The sequence below is a fragment of the Streptomyces sp. BK239 genome (genome assembly GCF_004217285.1).
Classification (GTDB): domain Bacteria; phylum Actinomycetota; class Actinomycetes; order Streptomycetales; family Streptomycetaceae; genus Streptomyces.
Genome location: NZ_SHKS01000001.1, coordinates 1,224,481 through 1,244,156, shown reverse-complemented (window position 1 = coordinate 1,244,156; position 19,676 = coordinate 1,224,481). Strand labels below are relative to the sequence as shown.

Annotated in this window: 19 protein-coding genes; 6 read left to right on the top strand and 13 right to left on the bottom strand. The window is 72.6% G+C overall.

Annotated elements, in window-relative coordinates:
- Positions 1-104: 104 nt before the first annotated feature.
- The 9 genes from EV567_RS05440 to EV567_RS05400 all read right to left on the bottom strand — a co-directional run bounded on the left by EV567_RS05440 (position 105) and on the right by EV567_RS05400 (position 9,261).
- A complete protein-coding gene (locus tag EV567_RS05440) occupies positions 105-1,004 on the bottom strand; it encodes a carbohydrate ABC transporter permease (RefSeq protein WP_130437414.1) in 900 nt (299 codons plus the stop codon).
- Positions 1,001-1,936 carry a carbohydrate ABC transporter permease gene (locus tag EV567_RS05435; RefSeq protein WP_130437413.1) on the bottom strand — a complete coding sequence of 312 codons (936 nt, stop codon included), beginning with the start codon at positions 1,934-1,936 and terminating at the stop codon, positions 1,001-1,003. The genes EV567_RS05440 and EV567_RS05435 overlap by 4 nt, the downstream gene beginning before the upstream one ends.
- A gap of 135 nt (positions 1,937-2,071) precedes the next feature.
- A complete protein-coding gene (gene araD, locus EV567_RS05430) occupies positions 2,072-3,808 on the bottom strand; it encodes an L-arabinonate dehydratase (protein WP_130437412.1) in 1,737 nt (578 codons plus the stop codon).
- Positions 3,805-4,716 (bottom strand): dihydrodipicolinate synthase family protein, encoded by a 912-nt coding sequence (locus EV567_RS05425; RefSeq protein ID WP_130437411.1) that lies wholly within the window; start codon positions 4,714-4,716, stop codon positions 3,805-3,807. The genes araD and EV567_RS05425 overlap by 4 nt, the downstream gene beginning before the upstream one ends.
- Complete coding sequence (locus EV567_RS05420) at positions 4,713-5,378, bottom strand: GntR family transcriptional regulator (RefSeq protein ID WP_130437410.1); 666 nt, start codon at positions 5,376-5,378, stop codon at positions 4,713-4,715. Before EV567_RS05420 ends, EV567_RS05425 begins: the two co-directional genes overlap by 4 nt.
- A gap of 202 nt (positions 5,379-5,580) precedes the next feature.
- Positions 5,581-6,333 (bottom strand): MBL fold metallo-hydrolase, encoded by a 753-nt coding sequence (locus EV567_RS05415; protein ID WP_130437409.1) that lies wholly within the window; start codon positions 6,331-6,333, stop codon positions 5,581-5,583.
- A 110-nt stretch (positions 6,334-6,443) separates the two neighbouring features.
- Positions 6,444-7,040: a TIGR03086 family metal-binding protein gene (locus EV567_RS05410; protein WP_130437408.1), complete on the bottom strand. Its 597-nt coding sequence runs from the start codon at positions 7,038-7,040 to the stop codon at positions 6,444-6,446.
- 77 nt (positions 7,041-7,117) lie between these two features.
- Positions 7,118-8,290, bottom strand: a complete 1,173-nt coding sequence (locus EV567_RS05405) for a hypothetical protein (protein ID WP_130437407.1) — start codon at positions 8,288-8,290, stop codon at positions 7,118-7,120.
- Complete coding sequence (locus EV567_RS05400) at positions 8,287-9,261, bottom strand: 5-dehydro-4-deoxyglucarate dehydratase (RefSeq protein ID WP_130437589.1); 975 nt, start codon at positions 9,259-9,261, stop codon at positions 8,287-8,289. Before EV567_RS05400 ends, EV567_RS05405 begins: the two co-directional genes overlap by 4 nt.
- Before the next feature lie 201 nt (positions 9,262-9,462).
- Here EV567_RS05400 and EV567_RS05395 point away from each other — a divergent pair, with 201 nt between their 5' ends.
- From EV567_RS05395 to EV567_RS05385, 3 genes are read left to right on the top strand one after another with little or no spacing between them, the layout of a single operon-like run.
- Complete coding sequence (locus tag EV567_RS05395; RefSeq protein ID WP_130437406.1) at positions 9,463-10,287, top strand: NAD(P)-dependent oxidoreductase; 825 nt, start codon at positions 9,463-9,465, stop codon at positions 10,285-10,287.
- 31 nt (positions 10,288-10,318) lie between these two features.
- On the top strand, positions 10,319-10,864 hold the full coding sequence (locus tag EV567_RS05390) for a GNAT family N-acetyltransferase (protein ID WP_130437405.1): 546 nt from the start codon (positions 10,319-10,321) through the stop codon (positions 10,862-10,864).
- Between the two features lie 44 nt (positions 10,865-10,908).
- Positions 10,909-12,102 carry a TerD family protein gene (locus EV567_RS05385; RefSeq protein WP_130437588.1) on the top strand — a complete coding sequence of 398 codons (1,194 nt, stop codon included), beginning with the start codon at positions 10,909-10,911 and terminating at the stop codon, positions 12,100-12,102.
- A gap of 74 nt (positions 12,103-12,176) precedes the next feature.
- On the opposite strand, the gene EV567_RS05380 is transcribed toward EV567_RS05385, so the two are convergent.
- Both EV567_RS05380 and EV567_RS05375 read right to left on the bottom strand, forming a co-directional pair.
- Complete coding sequence (locus EV567_RS05380) at positions 12,177-12,749, bottom strand: TetR/AcrR family transcriptional regulator (RefSeq protein ID WP_130437404.1); 573 nt, start codon at positions 12,747-12,749, stop codon at positions 12,177-12,179.
- Between the two features lie 26 nt (positions 12,750-12,775).
- Positions 12,776-14,260: a hypothetical protein gene (locus tag EV567_RS05375; protein ID WP_130437403.1), complete on the bottom strand. Its 1,485-nt coding sequence runs from the start codon at positions 14,258-14,260 to the stop codon at positions 12,776-12,778.
- Between the two features lie 255 nt (positions 14,261-14,515).
- Here EV567_RS05375 and EV567_RS05370 point away from each other — a divergent pair, with 255 nt between their 5' ends.
- Positions 14,516-16,339: an endonuclease/exonuclease/phosphatase family protein gene (locus EV567_RS05370; protein WP_130437402.1), complete on the top strand. Its 1,824-nt coding sequence runs from the start codon at positions 14,516-14,518 to the stop codon at positions 16,337-16,339.
- Positions 16,340-16,461: 122 nt separating this feature from the next.
- Positions 16,462-17,496 carry a YihY/virulence factor BrkB family protein gene (locus tag EV567_RS05365; RefSeq protein ID WP_130437401.1) on the top strand — a complete coding sequence of 345 codons (1,035 nt, stop codon included), beginning with the start codon at positions 16,462-16,464 and terminating at the stop codon, positions 17,494-17,496.
- 98 nt (positions 17,497-17,594) lie between these two features.
- On the opposite strand, the gene EV567_RS05360 is transcribed toward EV567_RS05365, so the two are convergent.
- Together EV567_RS05360 and EV567_RS05355 are read right to left on the bottom strand one after the other, a co-directional pair.
- On the bottom strand, positions 17,595-18,158 hold the full coding sequence (locus EV567_RS05360; protein WP_130437400.1) for a DUF3618 domain-containing protein: 564 nt from the start codon (positions 18,156-18,158) through the stop codon (positions 17,595-17,597).
- Complete coding sequence (locus EV567_RS05355; protein ID WP_130437399.1) at positions 18,155-18,574, bottom strand: phage holin family protein; 420 nt, start codon at positions 18,572-18,574, stop codon at positions 18,155-18,157. Before EV567_RS05355 ends, EV567_RS05360 begins: the two co-directional genes overlap by 4 nt.
- A 158-nt stretch (positions 18,575-18,732) precedes the next feature.
- Here EV567_RS05355 and dapA point away from each other — a divergent pair, with 158 nt between their 5' ends.
- Positions 18,733-19,647 carry a 4-hydroxy-tetrahydrodipicolinate synthase gene (gene dapA / locus EV567_RS05350; protein ID WP_130437398.1) on the top strand — a complete coding sequence of 305 codons (915 nt, stop codon included), beginning with the start codon at positions 18,733-18,735 and terminating at the stop codon, positions 19,645-19,647.
- Positions 19,648-19,676: the final 29 nt, after the last annotated feature.

Here is a 19,676-nt window from a genome sequence, read left to right as displayed (position 1 = left end):
CCTCCCTGCGCCCGCGCCGGGCGCCGCCTCACGGGCGGCCGCCGCGGCGCCGTCGATCTTTCGGTGCAGGGTAGGCGTCCGGCCGGGGTGTGCCGTGGAAGCGCTCATCCCTTGACCGCCCCCGCGCTGAAGCCCGTGATCAGCCACTTCTGGATGAAGGCGAAGACGATCACCACGGGGACGGCGGCGATGATGCCGCCGGCGGCGAGCGCGCCCAGGTCGACGCTGTCCGCGCTCATCAAGGTGTTGAGGCCGACCGGGATGGTCTGCTTGTCCTGGTTGTTGAGGAACATCAGGGCGAACAGGAAGTGGTTCCAGGAGTGCACGAAGGCGAAGGAGCCGACGGCGATCAGACCGGGCCGCAGCAGCGGCAGCACGACGATCCGGAACGCCGTCAGACGGTTGCAGCCGTCGACCCAGGCCGCCTCCTCCAGCGAGTACGGCACGTTCTTGATGAAGTTGCTGATCAGGATGATCGACAGCGGCAGCTGGAAGACGGTCTCGGCGAGGATGACGCTGCCCAGCGAGTTGATCATCTTCAGTTCGGCGAAGATCTCGAACAGCGGGACCAGCAGCAGCGCGCCCGGCACGAACTGGGAGCAGAGCAGGGCCAGCATGAAGCCCTGCTTGATCTTGAAGTCGAAGCGGGCGAGGGCGTAGCCGCCGGCCAGCGCGACCACCGTCGTCATCACCAGGGTGGCGACGCCGACGAGCAGGCTGTTCTGGAAGTAGGTGCCGAAGCTGCGCTCCGTCCAGACCTTGTCGAAGTGGTCGAACGTCATCGGCCAGGGCACGAGCGAGGTCGAGCCGGCCGGGCGGAGCGCGAAGAGCAGGATCCAGTAGAAGGGGATCAGGGTGAAGACGAGGTAGACCGACAGGGGCAGGTAGATCTGCCAGCGCGGGACCTCGTCCCATGAGCGGTTGCTGCCGCGCGGCCGCTGCTCGGGCGCGGCGGGCGCGCTCACGGGCGTGGGCGCCGGCACGGTGGCCTCCTTGGTGATCACTTGGCCTCCCTTCCGAACTTGCTCAGCCGCAGGTAGACCATGGAGCAGAAGAGCAGGATGACGAACGCGACCGTCGTCAGCGCGGACGCGTAACCGAAGTTGTGGGCGTCGACGCTGGTGTCGGCGATGTAGAGCGGGAGGGTGGTGGTCTCGCCCGCGGGGCCGCCGCCGGTCAGGGTGTAGAGCAGGTCGACGTTGTTGAACTCCCACACCGCGCGCAGCAGCGTGGACAGGACGATGGCGTCCTTCAGGTGGGGCAGCGTGATGTGCCAGAACTGCTGGAGCCGGGACGCCCCGTCGACCTCGGCGGCCTCGTACAGGTCCTTGGAGACGGACTGGAGGTCGGCGAGGATGAGGATCGCGAAGAAGGGCACGCCGCGCCACAGGTCGGCGACGATCGCCGCCGGGAAGACGGTGGAGGTGTCCGACAGCCAGCTGGTCCCGTAGGAGCCGATGCCGACGTCGGCGAGGTAACGGGTGATGCCCGTCTGGGAGTTGTAGAGCAGCACCCAGATCGCGGAGGTCAGCACGCCGGAGACGGCCCAGGGGGAGAACACCAGTGCGCGGCCCAGGGCGCGGCCCACGAAGGTCTGGTTGACGATGAGGGCCAGGGCGAGGCCGAACATCAGCTGGAGTCCGACCTCGACGACGACCCACTTGGCGCTGAAGGTCAGCGTGTCCCAGAAGACGGGGTCCTCGGTGAAGGCGTGGACGAAGTTGTCGAAGCCCGCGTAGCCGTTGCGCCACGGTTTGGTGGGGTTGTAGTTCTGCAGGCTGTAGTAGAAGACGCTGATGACCGGGTAGGCGATGAAGCCCAGCATGAGCAGGGCCGCCGGTGCGATCAGCAGGTACGGCAGTCTGCGGGGCGTGGCGGAGGCCCGGCGCCGCCTCGGTGGCGCGGGCGGCTTCGCCACGGCTGCGGCTTGGGCCATGACTGTTCTCCGTTCTGGTACGTGGTGCGTGCGCGTGCGCGGTGCGTCCGCGTGTGGTGCGTGGGTCACGCGTGACGCGGGAAGCGCTTTCTTCCTGCACATGGGTGTGCCGAGTCGTGCGTGCGGTGCGGCGGTTCAGCCCGCGTACGGGTCCTGCACCTTGCCCGGGCGGGCCAGGAACTCGAAGTCGCAGCCGGTGTCGGCCTGGGTGATCTGCTCGTTGTAGAGCGCGCCGTAACCGCGCTCGTAGCGCACGGGCGGCGGCGTCCACCGCGCCCGGCGGCGCTCCAGTTCCTCGTCGTCGACGTCGAGTCGCAGTGAGCGCGCCTCGACGTCCAGGGTGATCGAGTCCCCGGTGCGCACGAGGGCGAGGGGCCCGCCGACGTACGACTCGGGCGCCACGTGCAGGACGCAGGCGCCGTAACTGGTGCCGCTCATACGGGCGTCGGAGATGCGGACCATGTCCCGCACGCCCTGCTTGAGCAGGTGGTCGGGGATGGGGAGCATGCCGTACTCGGGCATGCCCGGGCCGCCCTTGGGGCCGGCGTTGCGCAGGACGAGCACGCTGTCGGCGGTGATCTCCAGCGCGGGGTCGTTGATGGTGCGCTGCATCGTCCGGTAGTCGTCGAAGACGACCGCGGGGCCGGTGTGCTTGAGCAGGTGCGGCTCGGCGGCGATGTGCTTGATGACGGCGCCGTCCGGGCAGAGGTTGCCGCGCAGGACGGCGACCCCGCCCTCGCTCGCGACCGGGTTGTCCCGGGTGCGGATCACGTCGTCGTCGTGCACCAGGGCGCCGGCGATCTGCTCGCGCAGGGTGTCGTGGGCGACGGTCGGACGGTCCAGGTGGAGCAGGTCCGGGATCCGGGAGAGGAAGCCGGGCAGGCCGCCCGCGAAGTGGAAGTCCTCCATCAGGTACTTCCGGCCGCCGGGGCGCACGTCGGCGAGGACGGGCACCGTGCGGGCGATGCGGTCGAAGTCGTCGAGGGTGAGCGCGACGCCGGCCCGGCCCGCCATGGCGATGAGGTGGATCACCGCGTTGGTGGAGCCGCCGAGACCGAGGACGGTGGTGACGGCGTCGGTGAAGGCGTCCTGGGTGAGGATGTCGTTCAACGTCCGGCCCTTGTGGACCAGTTCGACGATGCGCAGGCCCGCCGCGGCGGCCATCCGGTCGTGTCCGGAGTCCACGGCGGGGATGCTCGACGCGCCCGGGACCGTCACCCCGAGCACCTCGGCGGCGGCGGTCAGCGTGGACGCCGTGCCCATCGTCATGCAGTGGCCGGGCGAGCGGGCGAGGCCGTTCTCCAGCTCGGCCATCTCGCAGTCGCCGATGAGGCCGGCCCGTTTGTCGTCCCAGTACTTCCACATGTCGGTCCCGGAGCCGAGGACCTCGCTGCGCCAGTGGCCCGGCAGCATCGGCCCGGCGGGCACGAACACGGTCGGCAGGTCGACGCTCGCCGCCCCCATCAGCAGGGCCGGGGTCGTCTTGTCGCAGCCGCCCATCAGCACCGCCCCGTCGACCGGGTAGGAGCGCAGCAGCTCCTCGGTCTCCATGGCGAGGAGGTTGCGGTAGAGCATGGGGGTCGGCTTCTGGAAGGTCTCGGACAGGGTCGAGACAGGGAACTCCAGCGGGAACCCGCCCGCCTGCCACACGCCCCGCTTGACCGCCTGCGCCCGGTCACGGAGGTGCACATGACAGGGGTTGATGTCCGACCAGGTGTTGAGGATCGCGATGACCGGCTTGCCGAGGTGCTCCTCGGGGAGGTAGCCGAGCTGGCGGGTGCGGGCGCGGTGGCTGAAGGAACGCAGTCCGTCGGTGCCGTACCACTGGTGGCTGCGCAGCTCCTCGGGGCGCTTCCTGACGTCGTCGCTCATATGGACCACCCGGCGGCGATGGCGGCGACCTCGGCGCGCTCGCCCTCGGGCAGCGGCCGGCTCGGTGGGCGGACCTCGCGGCGGCACAGCCCGAGGGAGGCGAGGGCCTCCTTGACGACGGTGACGTTGTTGGCGGAGCCGTCGGCGGCGCGCAGCTCCTCGAAACGGCGGATCTGCTCCCAGACCTTCATGGCGGCCGGGTAGTCGCCGGAGCGCAGCGCCTCGATCATGTTGAGCGAGACGGCCGGGGCCACGTTCACCAGGCCCGAGGTGAAACCGGTGGCGCCTGCGGAGAAGTAGGAGGGGGCGTAGGGCTCGGCCAGGCCGGCGACCCATACGAACCGCTCAAGACCGGCGTCCCGCGCGAAGGCGGCGAAGCGGGCGGCGTCCGGCACGGCGTACTTCACGCCGATCACGTTCGGGCAGGCGTCGGCGAGTTCGGCGAGCCGAAGGCCCGCGAGCTGCGCGTTGCGGATGTACGGCACGACGCCCAGCTCGGGCACCGCCTCGGCGATGGCGCGGTGGTAGTCGACCCAGCCGCTCTGCGACACATAGGGGTGGACGGGCTGGTGGACCATCACCATGCGCGCGCCCAGCTCGCGGGCGTGGCGGGCGGAGGCGACGGCGGTGGGCACGTCATGGCCGACGCCGGCCAGGACGACGGCCCGGTCGCCGGCCTCCTCGACGGTCAGCTCGGTGACCAGGCGGCGCTCCTCGGGGGTGAGGGCGTAGAACTCGCCGGTGTTGCCGTTGGGGGTGAGGGTGGTGATCCCGCCGTCGAGCAGCCTGCGCAGCAGGGCCCGGTGGGTGTCCCGGTCGACGGAGCCGTCCTCGGCGAAGGGTGTCACCGGGATCGCCACCACGTCGGCCAGGGCCGCCCGCTGGGTCTCGAACGCCACGCTGCTCATCGCTGACCTTCCTGTCCCTGGGCTTCCCCGGCCTCGGGGAACGCCCGCCGTACGAACGACGCGATGTGCGCGTGCAGAGCGCTCGCCGCGCCGTCGGCGTCGCCCGCCAGCGCGAGCCGCAGGATCTCGCGGTGCTCGCCGGCCTCCCGTTCCCAGGAGGGGGAGGCGGCCCAGGCGACGGCGGAGACCAGGGCGGCCTGGTCGCGGACCTCGTCGAGCATCCGGCCGAGCAGCGGGTTGCCGCAGGGCAGGTACAGGGCGCGGTGGAACTCCCGGTTGGCCAGGGAGCGTTCGGCGGTGTCGGCGGCCTCGTCGGCACGGGTCAGCGCCGAGCGGGCGGCGTCCAGGGACGCCCCGCGCCGCACGGACCGCTTCAGCGCCTCGGGTTCGAGGAGGAGCCGTACGTCGTAGACCTCGCGCGCCATGTCCGCGTCCACCATGCGCACCGTGACGCCCTTGTACTGGCTCATGACGACCAGTCCGGTGCCGGCGAGCGTCTTGAGCGCCTCCCGCACCGGGGTCTTGGAGACCCCGAACTGAGCGGCGAGCTCGGTCTCGACCAGCGCCTGACCAGGCGTCAACTGCCCGGTGAGGATGCGGCGTTTGATCTCCTCCAGCACGTACTGCGTGCGGGAGGGGATCGGCGTGGGCACAGAGGTCATGCGCGCCTCTCGGTGTCTGACGAGCTGTCTGACGTGCTGCGTGGCTGACGTGCGGTCCGGCTGACACGCCGCGTCGGATCTCGTGTATCGCGTCTCATATATGACGTACGAAGTACGACGCGTTGAAGGTAGGAGCGGGCCGGGGTTTCGTCAATGCCTCCGGCAAAGGAAGTTGCTGAAGGGGCTCCCGCGCCGGGTGGGGTCAGAGGGGGACGGTGTCGCCCTCGTGCGCGGAGCGGGTGGGGCCGCCGAACGCGGCGGCGGCCCGCGCGGCCGCTTTCTCACGGGTCAGCGTGGGCCCGACGTGGGTCACGACGAGTTCGCGCACACCGGCCTGCCGGGCGGTGTCCCCCGCGTCCTCCGGGGTCAGATGGACCTGTTCGCCCTCGCGATGCCGGTCGATGTCCGCCTCGCACAGGAACAGGTCGGCGCCGGAGGCGAGTTCGAAGAGCGCGGGGCACGGCCCGCTGTCCCCCGAGTACGCGAGGACGCTCCCCTGGCACTCGGCGCGCAGCCCGTACGCCTCGGTGTCGTGGGCCACCGCCCGGGAGGTGAGCTTGAGGTTCCAGTGCCGTACCGAGTGGCCGTCGTGCAGGGCCCTGAAGTCGAGGATGCCGGTCAGGAACCGGGCGTCCGGCTGCCCGAAGAAGGCGGCCAGCCGCCGCGCGCAGTCCCTCGGCGCGTACACCGGGACCGGCGCCGGCGGGGTGAGGCCGCCGAACGCGAACGCGTAGACGGCCGGGAGGAGGTCGGCGCAGTGGTCGGCGTGCAGATGGGAGATCCAGATCGCGGTGAGCCGCCGCGGGTCCGTGTGCCGCTGCAACTCGGCGAACGTTCCCGTGCCCGCGTCCACCCACACCTCGGCGCCCCCGCCGCGCAGGAGATAGCCGGAGCAGGGGTGGCCCGGTCCCGGATGCGGAGAGGCGGTGCCGAGGACGGTGAGGCTGAGGGGCATGGTGGGGAGCGTACGTTTCACCACGGCGCGAAGCGCCGCGATCACCTCCGTCTACGCCGTGCTCATGGGTGCGTCTACGCGATGCGTCTACGCGTACGCAGCCGGAACGCTCATGGCGTCCAGCCCGGGTCGCGGCCGCTCAGGCCGACGGCACGGGCGAGCAGCGGGGCGTCCGGCGGGACGGGGACGACGGGGCCGAAGATCCCGCTGCCGCCCTCGCCGGCCTCCTCGGCCGCGGCCCGCAGGAACGCGTGGGAGGCGCGCAGCGCCGCGGGGTCGGGCGCGTAGCGCTGTCCGGTGGCCCGGGCGAGGTCCCAGCCGTGGACGACGAGTTCGTCGGCGGCGACGGCGCCGGCGACCTCGCCGGGCAGGTCGACGCCGCCCGCGCGGGTCATGCCGGTCCAGGCGGCGGGGTCCCGCCAGGCCTCGGCGAGCGCGTCGAGCGCCGCCGGCAGCTCCTCACGCCAGCCGGGCGGGAGGTCCGGCAGGGTCGTACCGGGGTCCGTGTCGGTCGTGGCGCCCAGGTCCTTGCGCGCGGCGTCCCGGAAGGCGACGGCGAGGTGCCCGAGATGGCCGAGCAGGTTCCGCACGGCGTACCGCGGGCAGGGCGTGGGCCCGTCGAGCTGCTCGTCCCGGACGTCCGCGGCGAGCCGCGCGACGATGCGGGCCTGAGGTGCGAGGTCGAGTGTGGTGGCGATGTCGGTCATATGGGGTGGACCGCGCGGAGGGGGGAAACTCATCGCTCCGCGCGGACGTCCGTGCCCCCAGTCGTGCGGGGGGGGCTTCAGAGCGCGCCGAGGGCCTTCCGGGTCGCCTCCAGGTCGGCGTCGGACGCCAGGCCCGCGTGGTAGAGGCGGAGCTCGGTGGCTCCGAGATCGCGCGCGCGGGCCGCGCCGGCCGCGAGGCCGCCGGGGTCGCCGCCCATGCCGGAGACGATCGGGAAGTTGGCGGCGAGCACCGCCCCGTCGCGGCCCTGCTCGGCGAAGGGCGCGATCAGGCCGGGCCCGTCCGCGCAGGGGACGACCACGCCGTCCGCGACGGCCAGGATGTGCGCGGGGTCCACGCCCGGGTTGGCGCCGACGTGGTACGTCACCGGGTCGGCGTGCAGCAGCACCTGGAAGCCCTCTGGGGCCTCGGCGCGGACGGCGGCCACCGCCGCCTCCTGGAGCGTGCGGGCGGTCTCGTCGCGCCACGCGCGCGTGGCCCTCGCCGTCTCCTGCCCGAGGAGCTTCTCGACGCCCGCCCAGCCGGCGTCGTCGGGCGCACCCTGCCACAGCGGCTCCAGCGCGGTGCGCACGGAGTCCGCCAGCAAGTCGGGGTCCAGGCCCCGGCCGGCGTAGCCCTCCCGGCAGGACGGGCAGAAGCAGAGCGCCATCAGGTACATGCCGGCGTCCCCGAGGGCGACGCCGGACGTCTTGTCGTGGGCGTGCAGGTGCTGGAGGCCGTACCAGCCGAGGGACTCCAGCTCGGTGCCCGCCGCGCCGGGCCGTACGGCGGCCTCGGCGGCCAGGTCGACGAGGTACGCGCGTGTGGCGGGCTGCGCGATGCACGGGGCCCACGGGTAGCGGTCGCCGTAGGCGTTGACGACCGAGGTGCCGGGGTGCTCGGCGCCGAGGCGGGAGTTGTGCGCGAGGACCACCCAGGTGTGCACCTCCAGGCCGGCCCGCTCCAGCGCGGCGGCGGCCTCGCCGTAGGCGTCGCCCGGGGCCCAGTCGCCGGCCGGGTGGGGCCGCAGGGCGCTGTTCGCCCAGCGCGGGCCCGCCGGGTCCGTCGGGTACAGCACGGCGGCGTGCTCGGCGGTGACGATGCGGTGGCGGGGGTGGCGCGGGGTGAGGGCGCGGGTGGAGTGGTAGGCGGCGGCGAGCGTCGCCTGCCGTACGCCGAGCGCGGCGATCCGCTCGGGCGCCTCCGGGTCCCCGTTGACGTCCCAGGGGTAGACGAAAGTCGACGCCTTCACCGGTCCTCCTCCAGCAGCGCGTGTCCGCGCTCGATCACTGCGGCGAGCTGTTTCACATGGTCCTCGTTCGGTTCGTGCAGCGGCGGGCGCACCTCGCCGACGTCGAGGCCGCGCAACCGCACACCCGCCTTGACCAGGGAGACGGCGTAGCCGCGGCCGAGGGCGCGCAGCTCGACGAGGGGGCGGTAGAAGCCGTCCAGCAGGCGGTGGACGACGGCCAGGTCGCCCGCGGTGAGCGCCCGGTGGAAGGCGAGGGCGATCTCGGGGGCGAAGCAGAACACGGCCGAGGAGTAGAGGGTGACGCCGATGCCGTGGTAGGCGAGCTGCGTCTGTTCCGCGGTGGGCAGGCCGTTGAAGTAGAGGAAGTCGCCGGGGACCTCGCTGCGGACGGCGCTGACGACGCGCTGCATGAGGTCGAGGTCGCCGACGCCGTCCTTGAGGCCGATGATCCCCTCGGTGCGGGCGAGTTCGACGGCGGTCCCGGGAGTGAGGACGGCGTTGTCGCGCTGGTAGACGATGACGGGGAGTTCGGTGGCGGCGGCGAGTTCGCGGTAGTGGCGCAGCAGCCCTTCCTGCGCGGCGACGACGAGGTAGGGCGGCATCGCGAGCAGTCCGTCGGCGCCGGCGTCCCGCGCGAGCCGTGCGTAGCGGACGGCGAGCGCCGTCCCGTACCCGGCGCCCGCGACGACGGGCACCCGCCCGCCCGTCTCCTCCACGGCGGCCCTGACGCACGTCTGGAACTCCTCGGGGGTGAGCGCGTGGAACTCACCGGTGCCGCAACAGGCGAAGACGGCCGCCGCGCCGGCCTCCACGCCGCGGCGCACGTGCTTCCGGTAGGCGTCGAGGGCGACGGAGCCGTCGGGGCCGAAGGCGGTGACGGGGAAGAACAGCGGTCCGCTGGGGACGCGAAGGCGTGCGGCGAGCGGAGCTGACGCTGACGTCACGGACTCTCCCTGAGGCGACGCGTGCATTGTTATGACCGGCATCCACATTTCTGAACGCAGTTCACCCTAGGGAGCCGATCAGGCCCGGTCAAGCGCACAGACGGCGACGCGGGAGGCGATTTATCGACTCAGTGCGCCCCTTGACGGAGGGTGGGCGAGATCCCTAGCGTGTCCACGCATGTGAATGACGTCCACAGACTCGGCCGTGAGATCCAAGGAGACCCGAGGATGCCCGCTGCGCGCACCGTCCTGCTCACCGGCGCCGCCGGTGGCCTCGGCACCCTCATGCGGGAGCTGCTCCCCGCCTACGGCTACGAGCTGCGCCTTCTCGACGTGCGGCCCGTCGAGGGCGCGCCGGACGCGATCACCGCGGACCTCGCCGACCTGGACGCGCTGCGAGAGGCGGTGCGGGGCGTCGACGCGATCATCCACCTCGCGGGCATCTCCCTGGAAGCCCCCTTCGAGAAGATCCTCAAGGCGAACATCGAGGGGACGTACCACCTGTACGAGGCCGCCCGCCAGGAGGGCGTCGGGCGCGTGGTGTTCGCCTCCTCCAACCACGCGGTCGGCTTCACCCCCCGGCCCGAGGGCGACGCCCCCCTCCCGCCGGAGTCGCTGATCCCGGTCCACACCCCGCGCCGCCCGGACACCTTCTACGGCCTGTCCAAGTCCTTCGGCGAGGACCTCGCCCAGTTCTACTGGGACAAGCACGGGCTGGAGACGGTGTCGGTGCGGATCGGCTCCTGCTTCGCCGAGCCGACCAGCGTGCGCATGCTGTCGGTGTGGATGAGCCCGGCCGACGGCGCCCGCCTCTTCCACGCCGCGCTCACCGCCCAGGGCGTGGGCCACACGGTGGTCTACGGCTCCTCCGCCAACACGCGCCTGTGGTGGGACCTCACCAGCGCGCGGGCCCTCGGCTACGAGCCGCAGGACGACTCCGAGCCGTACGCCGAGAAGCTGATCGCCGAACAGGGCGAACTTGACCCGTCCGACCCCGCCCACAACCACCTGGGCGGCCCCTTCGTGACCGACCCCCCGATCTGGCCGTACTGACAGCGGATCCGGCCACGGGGAGGATGCGGCCATGGAGATCATCACGGGCGGGGCGGACGATGCCGGCGCCATAGCCGAGCTGCACACGACCAGCTGGCGAAGGGCCTACGCGAGCCTGTTCCCCGCGCAGTACCTGAACGGTCCGCTGCTCGCCGAACGCCGAGAGGTGTGGCGGGCCCGGCTGGACGATCCCGTCCCGGGCGCCGCACTGTTCCTGGCCGTGGAGGCCGGCCGGCTGCTCGGCTTCGTCTATCTGGAACCGAAGCCGGACGGCCGGATCCTGCTGGACAACCTGCACGTCCGGCCCGGCGACACCGGTCGCGGACTGGGTCGGCTGCTGCTCGGGCGTGCCCTGGCCTGGGCCGCCACCGCGCACCCCGGCCGGGACGTCTACCTGGAAGTCCTCCAGGACAACACCCGCGCCGTCGCCTTCTATGAACGCCACGGAGGCCGCCGCACCGCGTCCCGCGTCTGCCGGTTCGACCAGGGTTTCGCGCTCCCCGAGTTCGAGTACACCTGGCCCGCCGTCGCGACCGACCCCCTCGACGACGGCCTCCCCGCTGAACGGGGACAGTAAGGGAACGGTAAAACGGCCTCGCTCGTTCTCCTGGCATGACAGCTATGACCCCCGGCTCGAACATCCCCCTCACCGCCCCCCGCGTGGCGGTCGACGTCACCGCACCCGTGCGCCTCGACGTCTCGGGCCTGCTGCTCACCGCCGACGGCAAGGTGCGCTCCGACGACGACTTCATCTTCTACAACCAGCCGAGCGGCCCCGGCGTGAGCTACCGTTCCGGCGGCGGCGCGGCCCCCGACGCCATCACGGTCGACACCTCCGCGATCCCGCCGGGCATCGAGAAGATCGTCGTCACGGCGAGCCCCGACGCCGCCGGACAGACGTTCCGGGGCATCGAACCGACGGCCACCATCCGCAACGCCGACGACCACAGCGTCCTGGCGACGTTCACGCCGCCGCACCTGGGCGACGAGACGGCGCTGCTGGTCGTGGAGATCTACCTGCGCAACGGCGCGTGGAAGGCCCGCGCGGTGGGCCAGGGGTACGCCGACGGTCTGGCCGGCATCGCCACCGACTTCGGCGTCACGGTGGAGGAGCCGGCCACGCCGCCCCAGCCGGCGGCGCCCACCGTCCCCGCAGCGCCCGCAGCCCCCGCCGTCACCGCGCCGCCGATGCCGCAGGCGCCGCCTCCCGTACCCCCCGCGCCGGCCGCCGGCACCGGCAAGATCAACCTCGACAAGGGCCGCGTCAGCCTCCAGAAGAACCAGACCGTCTCCCTCATGAAGGGCGGCCTGCCCCTGCTGTCGCAGGTCAGGATGGGCCTCGGCTGGGAGCCGGCGTACCGGGGCCGGGACATCGACCTGGACGCCTCGGTCATCGCCTACGGCCCGCAGCGCAACCACATCGACAGCTGCTACTTCGGCAAGCTGAGCATCGTCAACGGCGCGATCAAGCACTCCGGCGACAACCTCACCGGCGAGGGCGGCGGGGACGACGAGGTGATCGCCGTCGACCTGGGCCGGCTCCCGCAGGAGGTGACGGGTCTGGTCTTCACCGTCAACTCGTTCTCCGGGCAGAAGTTCACCGAGGTGGCCAAGGCCTACTGCCGTCTGCTGGACGCCACGACCGGCGAGGAGCTGGTCCGCTTCGACCTCACCGGCGCGGAGCCGCAGACGGGCGTGATGATGGCGAAGCTGATCCGCCAGTTCTCCGGTGAGTGGGAGATGACCGCGATGGGCGAGTTCGTGAAGGCCCGGACGGTACGGAACATGGTGAAGCCGGCCGCCCAGGCACTCTGACCGCGGACCCCGTCCGATCACACCCCGCACGGCAGCCGCGGGCGCGCTCCCCGAAGGCGCGCCCGCCGCCCGCCTCAGCGCCCCGGCCGCAGTCCCTCGGTCAGCAGCGTGACGTACCGCCGGATGCTGTCACCGCCGCCGTCGGTCAGTTCCGCCGCCGTCGCCAGGCCGTGCGCCAGCCGCAGCAGTTCCATCGGGGTGACGTCGGTCCGCAGGGCCCCCTCCCGCTGCGCCGCTTCCACCAGCCGGGACGCCGCCTCCGTCACGCTCGTCGCGCACGCCGGGACCGCACGGCCGCCGCCGTCCATGACGGCCGAGCCCAGCAGCGCCTTCAAGCCGCGGACCTGGAGCGTGCCGGCGCACAGGTCGGTCAGCCACGCCACCAGCGCCTCCCCCGGCGGGAGCCGCGCGCCGAGTTCGTCCGCGCGGACCGCGAACGCCTCGATCCGATCGACGTAGGCAGCCTCCAGCAGCGCCTGACGCGTCGGGAAGTGCCGGTACAGCGTGCCCGAGCCGACGCCCGCCCGCTTGGCGATGTCGTCGAGCGACGCGCCCTCCCCGTGTTCGGCGAAGGCCTGGGCGGCCGCCTCCAGCAACCGCTCGTAGTTGCGGCGGGCGTCCGCGCGCATGGGTCTGGCCGGCGTCATACCGCGCCTCCTCCTCAGGACCGGCGTCAGCCGCCCTGCTGGGAGCGGGCCTTGAAAGCGGCCTTGCGGGCCTCCTTGGCGACGCGCTTGTCGGGGTGGAGGCGGCCCATCGCCTCCAGCACGTCCGCAGTGGCCGGGTGCTCGACCCGCCAGGCCGCGGCGAAGAACCCGCTGTGCTGCTGGGCCAGCCCCTCGACCAGCGCCTGGAGTTCCTCGGAGTTGCCCTCGGCGGCGAGCTGGGCGGCCAGGGTGTCGATGGTGAGCCAGAAGATCATCGCCTCCGACGGCGGCGGAACGTCGGTCGCGCCCAGCTCGGTCAGCCAGACCCGGGCCAGACCGCCGAGTTCGGCGTCGTCCAGGACCTCCCGCACGGCCGGTTCGGCCTGGTCCCCGACCAGGGACAGGGCCTGCTGGCAGCGCAGCCGGCGCAGCGGCGCGCCCGCGTCGGAGCCCCGGGCCGCGGCGAGCAACTCGCGCGCGGCGGCGACGGGTTCGCGGCGGGCGAGCCAGTGCTCGGTCTCGGCACGGGCGGCCTGCGGACCGTACCCGGCGCTGCCGTCGAGGAGGGCGTCGGCGCCCTTGTCGGCGAGGTCGCCGACGGCGGGCGCGGTGAAGCCGGCCTCCAGCAGCCGCGCCCGCAGCCCGTACAGGCCGAGCGGGGTGAGGCGGACCATGCCGTAGCGGGCGACCTCGGTGTCGTCGGCCGAGGCGGCGGCCCCCTCCCCCGAGCCACCGGCCCCGCCGGAAACCTCAGCCCCCGCGGTCCCGCCGCTCTCGTCGGCGTCCCGCATGAGGGCCTCGTCGACGGGCCGGTAGGAGACGAGGCCGATCGGCTCCAGCAGGCGGAACTGGTCGTCGAGGCGCATCATCGCGTCGGAGATCTGCTCCAGCATGTCGTTGCTGGGCTCGGCCGCGTCACCGGGGACGATCATGGAGGCGGCGAGTGCGGGCAGCGGGACGGCCGCGTCGCCGGGGCCGTCCTCGCCGACGGTCAGCAGGTAGAGGTTGCCGAGCACGCCGTCGAGGAAGGCGGCCTCCCGCTCGGGGTCGAAGTCCAGCTGGGAGAAGTCGACATGACCGCCGTCGGCGTCCATGGCGTCGATCAGGTCGTCGAGGTCGGGCACGCTCGCGTCGGCGAGGACCGTCTCCAGCGCGGCGAGCCAGACGGCGAGCACCTCGTGCGGGGAACCGCCGGTCAGCAGGGCGAGTTCCTCGCCGGGGGCGACTGCGCCGTTCTCCTCGTCGGTGATCTCGACAAGACCGGTGTCCACCGCGACCCGCCACGCCTCGCTCGCGCAGGCGGCGGCGTCGTCGCCGGTGAGGCCGAGGAGTTCGGCGGCGGCCGGCAGCTGTTCGTCGACGAGTCCGCCCCCGGCGTCGACGAGGGTGTCGGGCCCGGCCCAGCGGGCGAGGCGGGCGGCCCGGGCGAGCAACGGGGTCGACAGCGCGTCGCGTGCCAGCTCCGCTTCGGAGATCAGCCGTACGGGCGGCAGGGGCGAGCTGTCTGACATCGGCTGGTTCTCCTCGAAACGCGTGGTGCCACTCAGCGGCTCAGCCTAGACGGATATCCACCCATGCCGCCCGGTTCATCTGCCGGACGGCATCCGTACATGGCCGAAACCTTGACAACTGGCCGGAGCAGGCAGGAGATTGACGCGCGTAGAAGTTGGGGGGACAGGTGTTCACTGACCTTTCTCCGCGCGTCCGTCCGCGCCCACGCCTCACCCTCGTCCCGGCGCTCATGCACGTCCCCCGGAGGGAACCCGTTGCCTAGCAGGTCTTCCGCGCGTCTCGCCGCGCTCACCGTCGCCGCCGTCTGCTCCGCGGCGTCCGCCGTCGTCATCGCCTCGCCCGCGCACGCCGACGCCGTGCGCATCCACGACATCCAGGGAACCACCCGGATATCCCCGTACGCCGGTCAGCAGGTCACCGACGTCACCGGAATCGTCACCGGGGTGCGCTCCTACGGCTCCTCCAGGGGCTTCTGGATCCAGGACCCGTCACCGGACGCCGACCCCGCCACCAGCGAGGGCGTCTTCGTCTTCACCAGCTCCGCGCCCAAGGTCGCCGTGGGCGACGCCGTCACCGTGAACGGCACGGTCTCGGAGTTCGTCCCCGGCGGCGCCTCGACCGGCAACCAGTCGGTGACCGAGATCGTGCGGCCCACGGTCACCGTCGTCTCCAGCGGCAACCCGGTCCCGGCCGCCGTGGTCGTGGACGCCGGGTCGGTCCCGAACAAGTACGCCCCGGAGGGCGACCCGGCCGCGAACGGCTCGGTCAACGGCCTGACGCTGAAGCCGCGGAAGTACGCCCTGGACTACTACGAGTCCCTCGAGGGCCAGAACATCCGGGTCAAGGACACCCGCGTGGTCGGCGCGACCGACCCGTACACCGAGCTGTGGGTCACGGTGAAGCCGCAGGAGAACGCCAACCCCAGCGGCGGCACGGTCTACGGCTCGTACAAGCAGCAGAACACGGGCCGGCTCCAGATCCAGTCGCTCGGCGCGGTGGCCGCCTTCCCGAAGGCGAACGTCGGCGACGTGCTCGCGGGCGTGACCGAAGGCCCCCTGGACTACAACCAGTTCGGCGGGTACACCCTGGTCGGCAACCGGATCGGCACCCTGGAGAGCGCCGGCCTGGAGCGTGAGACCACGCGCAAGCAGGGCGAGCGCGAGCTGGCCGTGGCGACGTACAACGTCGAGAACCTCGACCCGGGCGACACGACCTTCGCCGCGCACGCCGCCGCGATCGTGCAGCACCTGCAGTCGCCCGACATCGTGTCCCTGGAGGAGATCCAGGACGACAACGGCGCGAAGAACGACGGTACGGTGACCGCAGGGCAGACGGTGCGCAAGCTGATCGACGCGATCGTCGCCGCGGGCGGTCCGCGCTACGACTGGCGCTCCGTCGACCCGGTGAACAACGCCGACGGCGGCGAGCCGGGCGGCAACATCCGCCAGGTGTTCCTGTTCAACACGGAGCGGGTCTCCTTCACCGACCGCGCGGGCGGCGACGCCACGACCGCGGCCGGCGTCACCGGGGTCCGCGGCAAGGCGGCCCTGACGGTCTCCCCCGGCCGCATCGACCCGGCGAACACCGCCTTCAACTCCAGCCGCAAGCCGCTGGTCGGCGAGTTCGTCTTCCAGGGCCGCACGGTCTTCGTGATCGCCAACCACTTCAACTCCAAGGGCGGCGACCAGGGTCTGACCTCGCAGTACCAGCCGGCGGCGCGCAGCTCGGAGGTGCAGCGCCACCAGCAGGCGGCCCTGGTCAACGGGTTCGTGAAGGACATCCTGGACACCGAGCGCAAGGCGAACGTCATCGCGCTCGGCGACATCAACGACTTCGAGTTCTCCGGCACCGCGGACGTCCTCGAAGGCGACGGCGAGCTGTGGTCCGCGATCAAGTCGCTGCCGAGGGAGGAGCGTTACTCCTACGTCTACCAGGGCAACAGCCAGGTCCTCGACCAGATCCTGGTCAGCCCGGCGATCCGGCGCGGGGTCTTCGAGTACGACAGCGTGCACGTGAACTCGGAGTTCCACGACCAGATCAGCGACCACGACCCGCAGGTGCTGCGCTTCCAGCCGTAGGCGGCGACCGGCACAGGCCGGCGGGGCCGGCCGGACACACGGTTCGGCCGGCCCCGGGTTCCCGGCCGGGCGAACCCGGCCTGCGCGCGGTTCGCGGCCCCGTTTCGGGAGACACGCAGGTCATGGACGAGGATTCGCAGGAGGCGGGGCGTGCTCCCGGCCGGTTGCCCGCCCGTTCGTGGTGGGCGGTGACACGGCGCACGGCGAAAGAACTGCTCGACGACGAACTCTCCGACCGGGCGGCCGCGTTGACGTACTACGGCGTGCTGTCACTGTTCCCGGCGCTGCTGGTGATGGTGTCCACGCTGGGCGTGGTCGGCCGGCGCGCCACCGACGCCATCCTCGACAACATAGGGGAACTGACCCCCGGCCCGGCCCGGGACATCCTGCGCGACTCGGTGGTCCAGCTCGGCGACAGCGGCGGCGCGAGCGGGGTGCTGGCGATCGCCGGTCTGTTCGCCGCGCTGTGGTCGGCGTCCGGCTACGTGGCCGCGTTCATCCGGGCGTCGAACGCGGTGTACGACCTCCCGGAGGGCCGGCCGGTGTGGAAGCTGACGCCGCTGCGCCTCGCGCTGACCGTGACGCTGATGCTGATGCTGGCGGCGAGCGCGCTGATCGTCGTCTTCACCGGGCCGCTGGCCGAGCGGGCGGGCAGGCTGGTGGGGGCCGGCGACGCGGCGATCGCGGTGTGGGGCGTGGCCAAGTGGCCGGTGCTGCTGCTCCTCGTCGTGCTGATGATCGCCCTGCTGTACTGGGCCGCCCCCAACGTCCGTGGCCGCGGCTTCCGTTGGGTCTCCCCCGGCAGTTTCGTCGCCACCCTCATCTGGCTCGTCGCCTCGGGCGGGTTCGCGCTCTACGCGGCCAACTTCTCGCTCTACAACCGGACCTACGGCACTCTCGCGGGGGCCGTCGTCTTCCTGGTGTGGCTGTGGCTGAGCAACCTGGCGATCCTGCTGGGGCTGGAGTTCGACGCGGAGCTGGCGCGGGAGCGGGCGATCGTGTGCGACGGGCGGGAACGGGAGGAGACCGAGGCCCCGTACACCGAGCCGTACGTGGAGCCGCGGGACACCCGGAAGTGGCCGGCATGGCTGCGCACGACGTGGGCGGCGGCCCGGCGCGGCCGCTCGGCCCCGCCGCCCTCGGCGCCGTCGGCCTGAGGGCGCGGGACGCGCGACCAGCCCGGCACACACGGAAGGGCCCGGCACCCACACGGGGGTGCCGGGCCCTTGCGTCCTGCCGCCGTCACAGGCCGCCGTCAGCGGCGGGCCGCCGCCCTGCGCCGCCCCATGACACCCGCCGCGAGGAGCACCGCGCCCGCCGCCGCTGCGACGATCATCGGACGCGGGTGCTGCCGGGCGAACCGCGCCGGGGCGCGCATCACCTCGGGCATGCCGCGGCCCGCGCGGGACGTCGTCTCCTGCAGGCCGTGCCGTGCGTGCACGGCCTTGTCCTGGGCGGTGAGGGCCGCTTCCCTGGCCTTGCTCTGGACGGCGTGGCCCGCCAGCCCCGCCTTCTCCTGGACCGTGTGACCGGCCCGCCCTGCGCCGTCCTGCACCGCGTGCGTCGCACGCCCGGCCCTGCTCTGCACGGTGTGGGTCGCGCGGCCGGCCTTCTCCTGCACGGTGTGACCCGCCTGGGCCGCCGTGCTGCGGAGCTGGACCGTCATCGCGCCCGCGCGGTCCCGAAGGTCCGCCGCCCGCGCGCGGGCCCGTCCGCGAAGGTCCGTCTTCGCCGCCAGCTCCTCGACCGTGTGGCCGAGTTGGCTGCGCGTCTCGGCGATCTGCCGGCGCAGCTCCGCCGCCGTGGTCCTGTCCGTCATCGATGCGCCCTTTCCCTGATCTCCTCGACGTCGGCCTTGACACTGCCGATGGTCACCTCGGGGGTGGGGGGCGTGGCCCGGCGCAGCTGGCTGCGGCCGGTCACGGCCAGCACGGCGGCGATCGCGAACAGCACCGCCGTGACGATGAGCGCCGCCGCCCAGAGAGGCAGCACCAGCGAGAGTGCGGCGACGCCCGTCCCGGCGAGCCCGAGCAGACCCGCGTAGGCGAACGCGCCCGCCCCGCCGAGCATTCCGCCGCCGCGCCCCGCACGACGGCCCTTCTCGGTCAGCTCCTCCTTGGCGAGGGCCAGTTCCTGCCGCACGAGCTGGGAGAGCTGTTCGCCGGCCTGGTTCACGAGTTCGCCGACCGTGTGGTGCCCGTCGTGGACGGGCCGGGTGTCCGTGGTCCCGGTCACGGTGTTCCGCCTCCTCTCGGTTCCGGACCACCCGGGTACCCGCACCCGCCGGGCGCTACCCCTGCCCACCGATGCGACTCATCATGCAGCACCGCTGATGTTTATCCCGTAGCAGATTTAAGTGGAGCTTCACCCCCGGCCTGGCCGAAGCTACCCGTATGACAACCGGACTCCCGCACACCCCCGCCCCTCCCTTCGGCCGCGCCCTCTGCGCGATGATCACGCCTTTCACGGAGTCGGGGGCGCTCGATCTCGACGGCGCGCAGCGGCTCGCCGACCGGCTGGTCACGCACGGCTGCGACGGGCTCGTGCTGTCGGGGACGACGGGCGAGTCCCCGACCACGTCGGACACGGAGAAGGCGGAGCTGGTCCGGGCGGTACGCGAGGCCGTCGGCGACGGGGTGCCGCTGCTGGCGGGCGTGACCACCGCCGACACCCGGCACACCGTCGATCTCGCCCTGTCCGCAGGGAAGGCCGGCGCGGACGGCGTCCTCGTCGCCGCCCCCTACTACAGCAGACCCCCGCAGGACGCCCTGGAGGCCCATTTCCGCGAGGTCGCGGACGCCTGCGAGCTGCCGGTGATGCTGTACGACGTGCCCGGCCGCACCGGCGTGCGCATCACGCCGGAGACGATGATCCGGCTCGCGGAGCACCCGGGGATCGTGGCGGTGAAGGACTGCTCCAACGACCTCCTGGGCGTCCAGAAGATCCTGGCCCGCACCCGACTGGCGTACTACGCGGGCTGCGACGAGCAGATCCTCGCCCTGTACGCGGTGGGCGCGGCCGGCTACGTCAGCACGGTCGCAGGCGTCGCCCCGCGCCGGCTCCGCTCGATCCTGGACGCGTTCGACCGGGGCGACACCCGCGAGGCCGCCCGGCTCCAGCTGCGCGCGCTGGACCTCATCGAGGCGATGATGGCCACGGACCTGCCCGGCACGGTCACCGCCAAGGCCCTCCTGACTTCCCTCGCCCTCCCCTCCGGCCCGCTCCGCCCCCCGCTGCTCCCCGCCACCCCGGAAACGACCGGCGCCCTCCGAGCGGCCTACGACCACCTCATGACGAGCCCGGAGTAGTCGGCACGACGTCGACCACGGCGAAGGCC

Excerpts from the sequence above, each read along its gene's own strand:
- EV567_RS05410 (WP_130437408.1), bottom strand. The coding sequence starts at position 7,040 with ATGACCGACATCGCCACCACACTCGACCTCGCACCTCAGGCCCGCATC.
- EV567_RS05360 (WP_130437400.1), bottom strand. The coding sequence starts at position 18,158 with ATGACGGACAGGACCACGGCGGCGGAGCTGCGCCGGCAGATCGCCGAG.
- EV567_RS05365 (WP_130437401.1), top strand. The coding sequence starts at position 16,462 with ATGGACGAGGATTCGCAGGAGGCGGGGCGTGCTCCCGGCCGGTTGCCC.
- EV567_RS05425 (WP_130437411.1), bottom strand. The coding sequence starts at position 4,716 with ATGAGCAGCGTGGCGTTCGAGACCCAGCGGGCGGCCCTGGCCGACGTG.
- EV567_RS05375 (WP_130437403.1), bottom strand. The coding sequence starts at position 14,260 with ATGTCAGACAGCTCGCCCCTGCCGCCCGTACGGCTGATCTCCGAAGCG.
- dapA (WP_130437398.1), top strand. The coding sequence starts at position 18,733 with ATGACAACCGGACTCCCGCACACCCCCGCCCCTCCCTTCGGCCGCGCC.
- EV567_RS05390 (WP_130437405.1), top strand. The coding sequence starts at position 10,319 with ATGGAGATCATCACGGGCGGGGCGGACGATGCCGGCGCCATAGCCGAG.
- EV567_RS05420 (WP_130437410.1), bottom strand. The coding sequence starts at position 5,378 with ATGACCTCTGTGCCCACGCCGATCCCCTCCCGCACGCAGTACGTGCTG.
- EV567_RS05400 (WP_130437589.1), bottom strand. The coding sequence starts at position 9,261 with ATGCACGCGTCGCCTCAGGGAGAGTCCGTGACGTCAGCGTCAGCTCCG.
- araD (WP_130437412.1), bottom strand. The coding sequence starts at position 3,808 with ATGAGCGACGACGTCAGGAAGCGCCCCGAGGAGCTGCGCAGCCACCAG.
- EV567_RS05435 (WP_130437413.1), bottom strand. The coding sequence starts at position 1,936 with ATGGCCCAAGCCGCAGCCGTGGCGAAGCCGCCCGCGCCACCGAGGCGG.
- EV567_RS05385 (WP_130437588.1), top strand. The coding sequence starts at position 10,909 with ATGACCCCCGGCTCGAACATCCCCCTCACCGCCCCCCGCGTGGCGGTC.
- EV567_RS05380 (WP_130437404.1), bottom strand. The coding sequence starts at position 12,749 with ATGACGCCGGCCAGACCCATGCGCGCGGACGCCCGCCGCAACTACGAG.
- EV567_RS05395 (WP_130437406.1), top strand. The coding sequence starts at position 9,463 with ATGCCCGCTGCGCGCACCGTCCTGCTCACCGGCGCCGCCGGTGGCCTC.
- EV567_RS05415 (WP_130437409.1), bottom strand. The coding sequence starts at position 6,333 with ATGCCCCTCAGCCTCACCGTCCTCGGCACCGCCTCTCCGCATCCGGGA.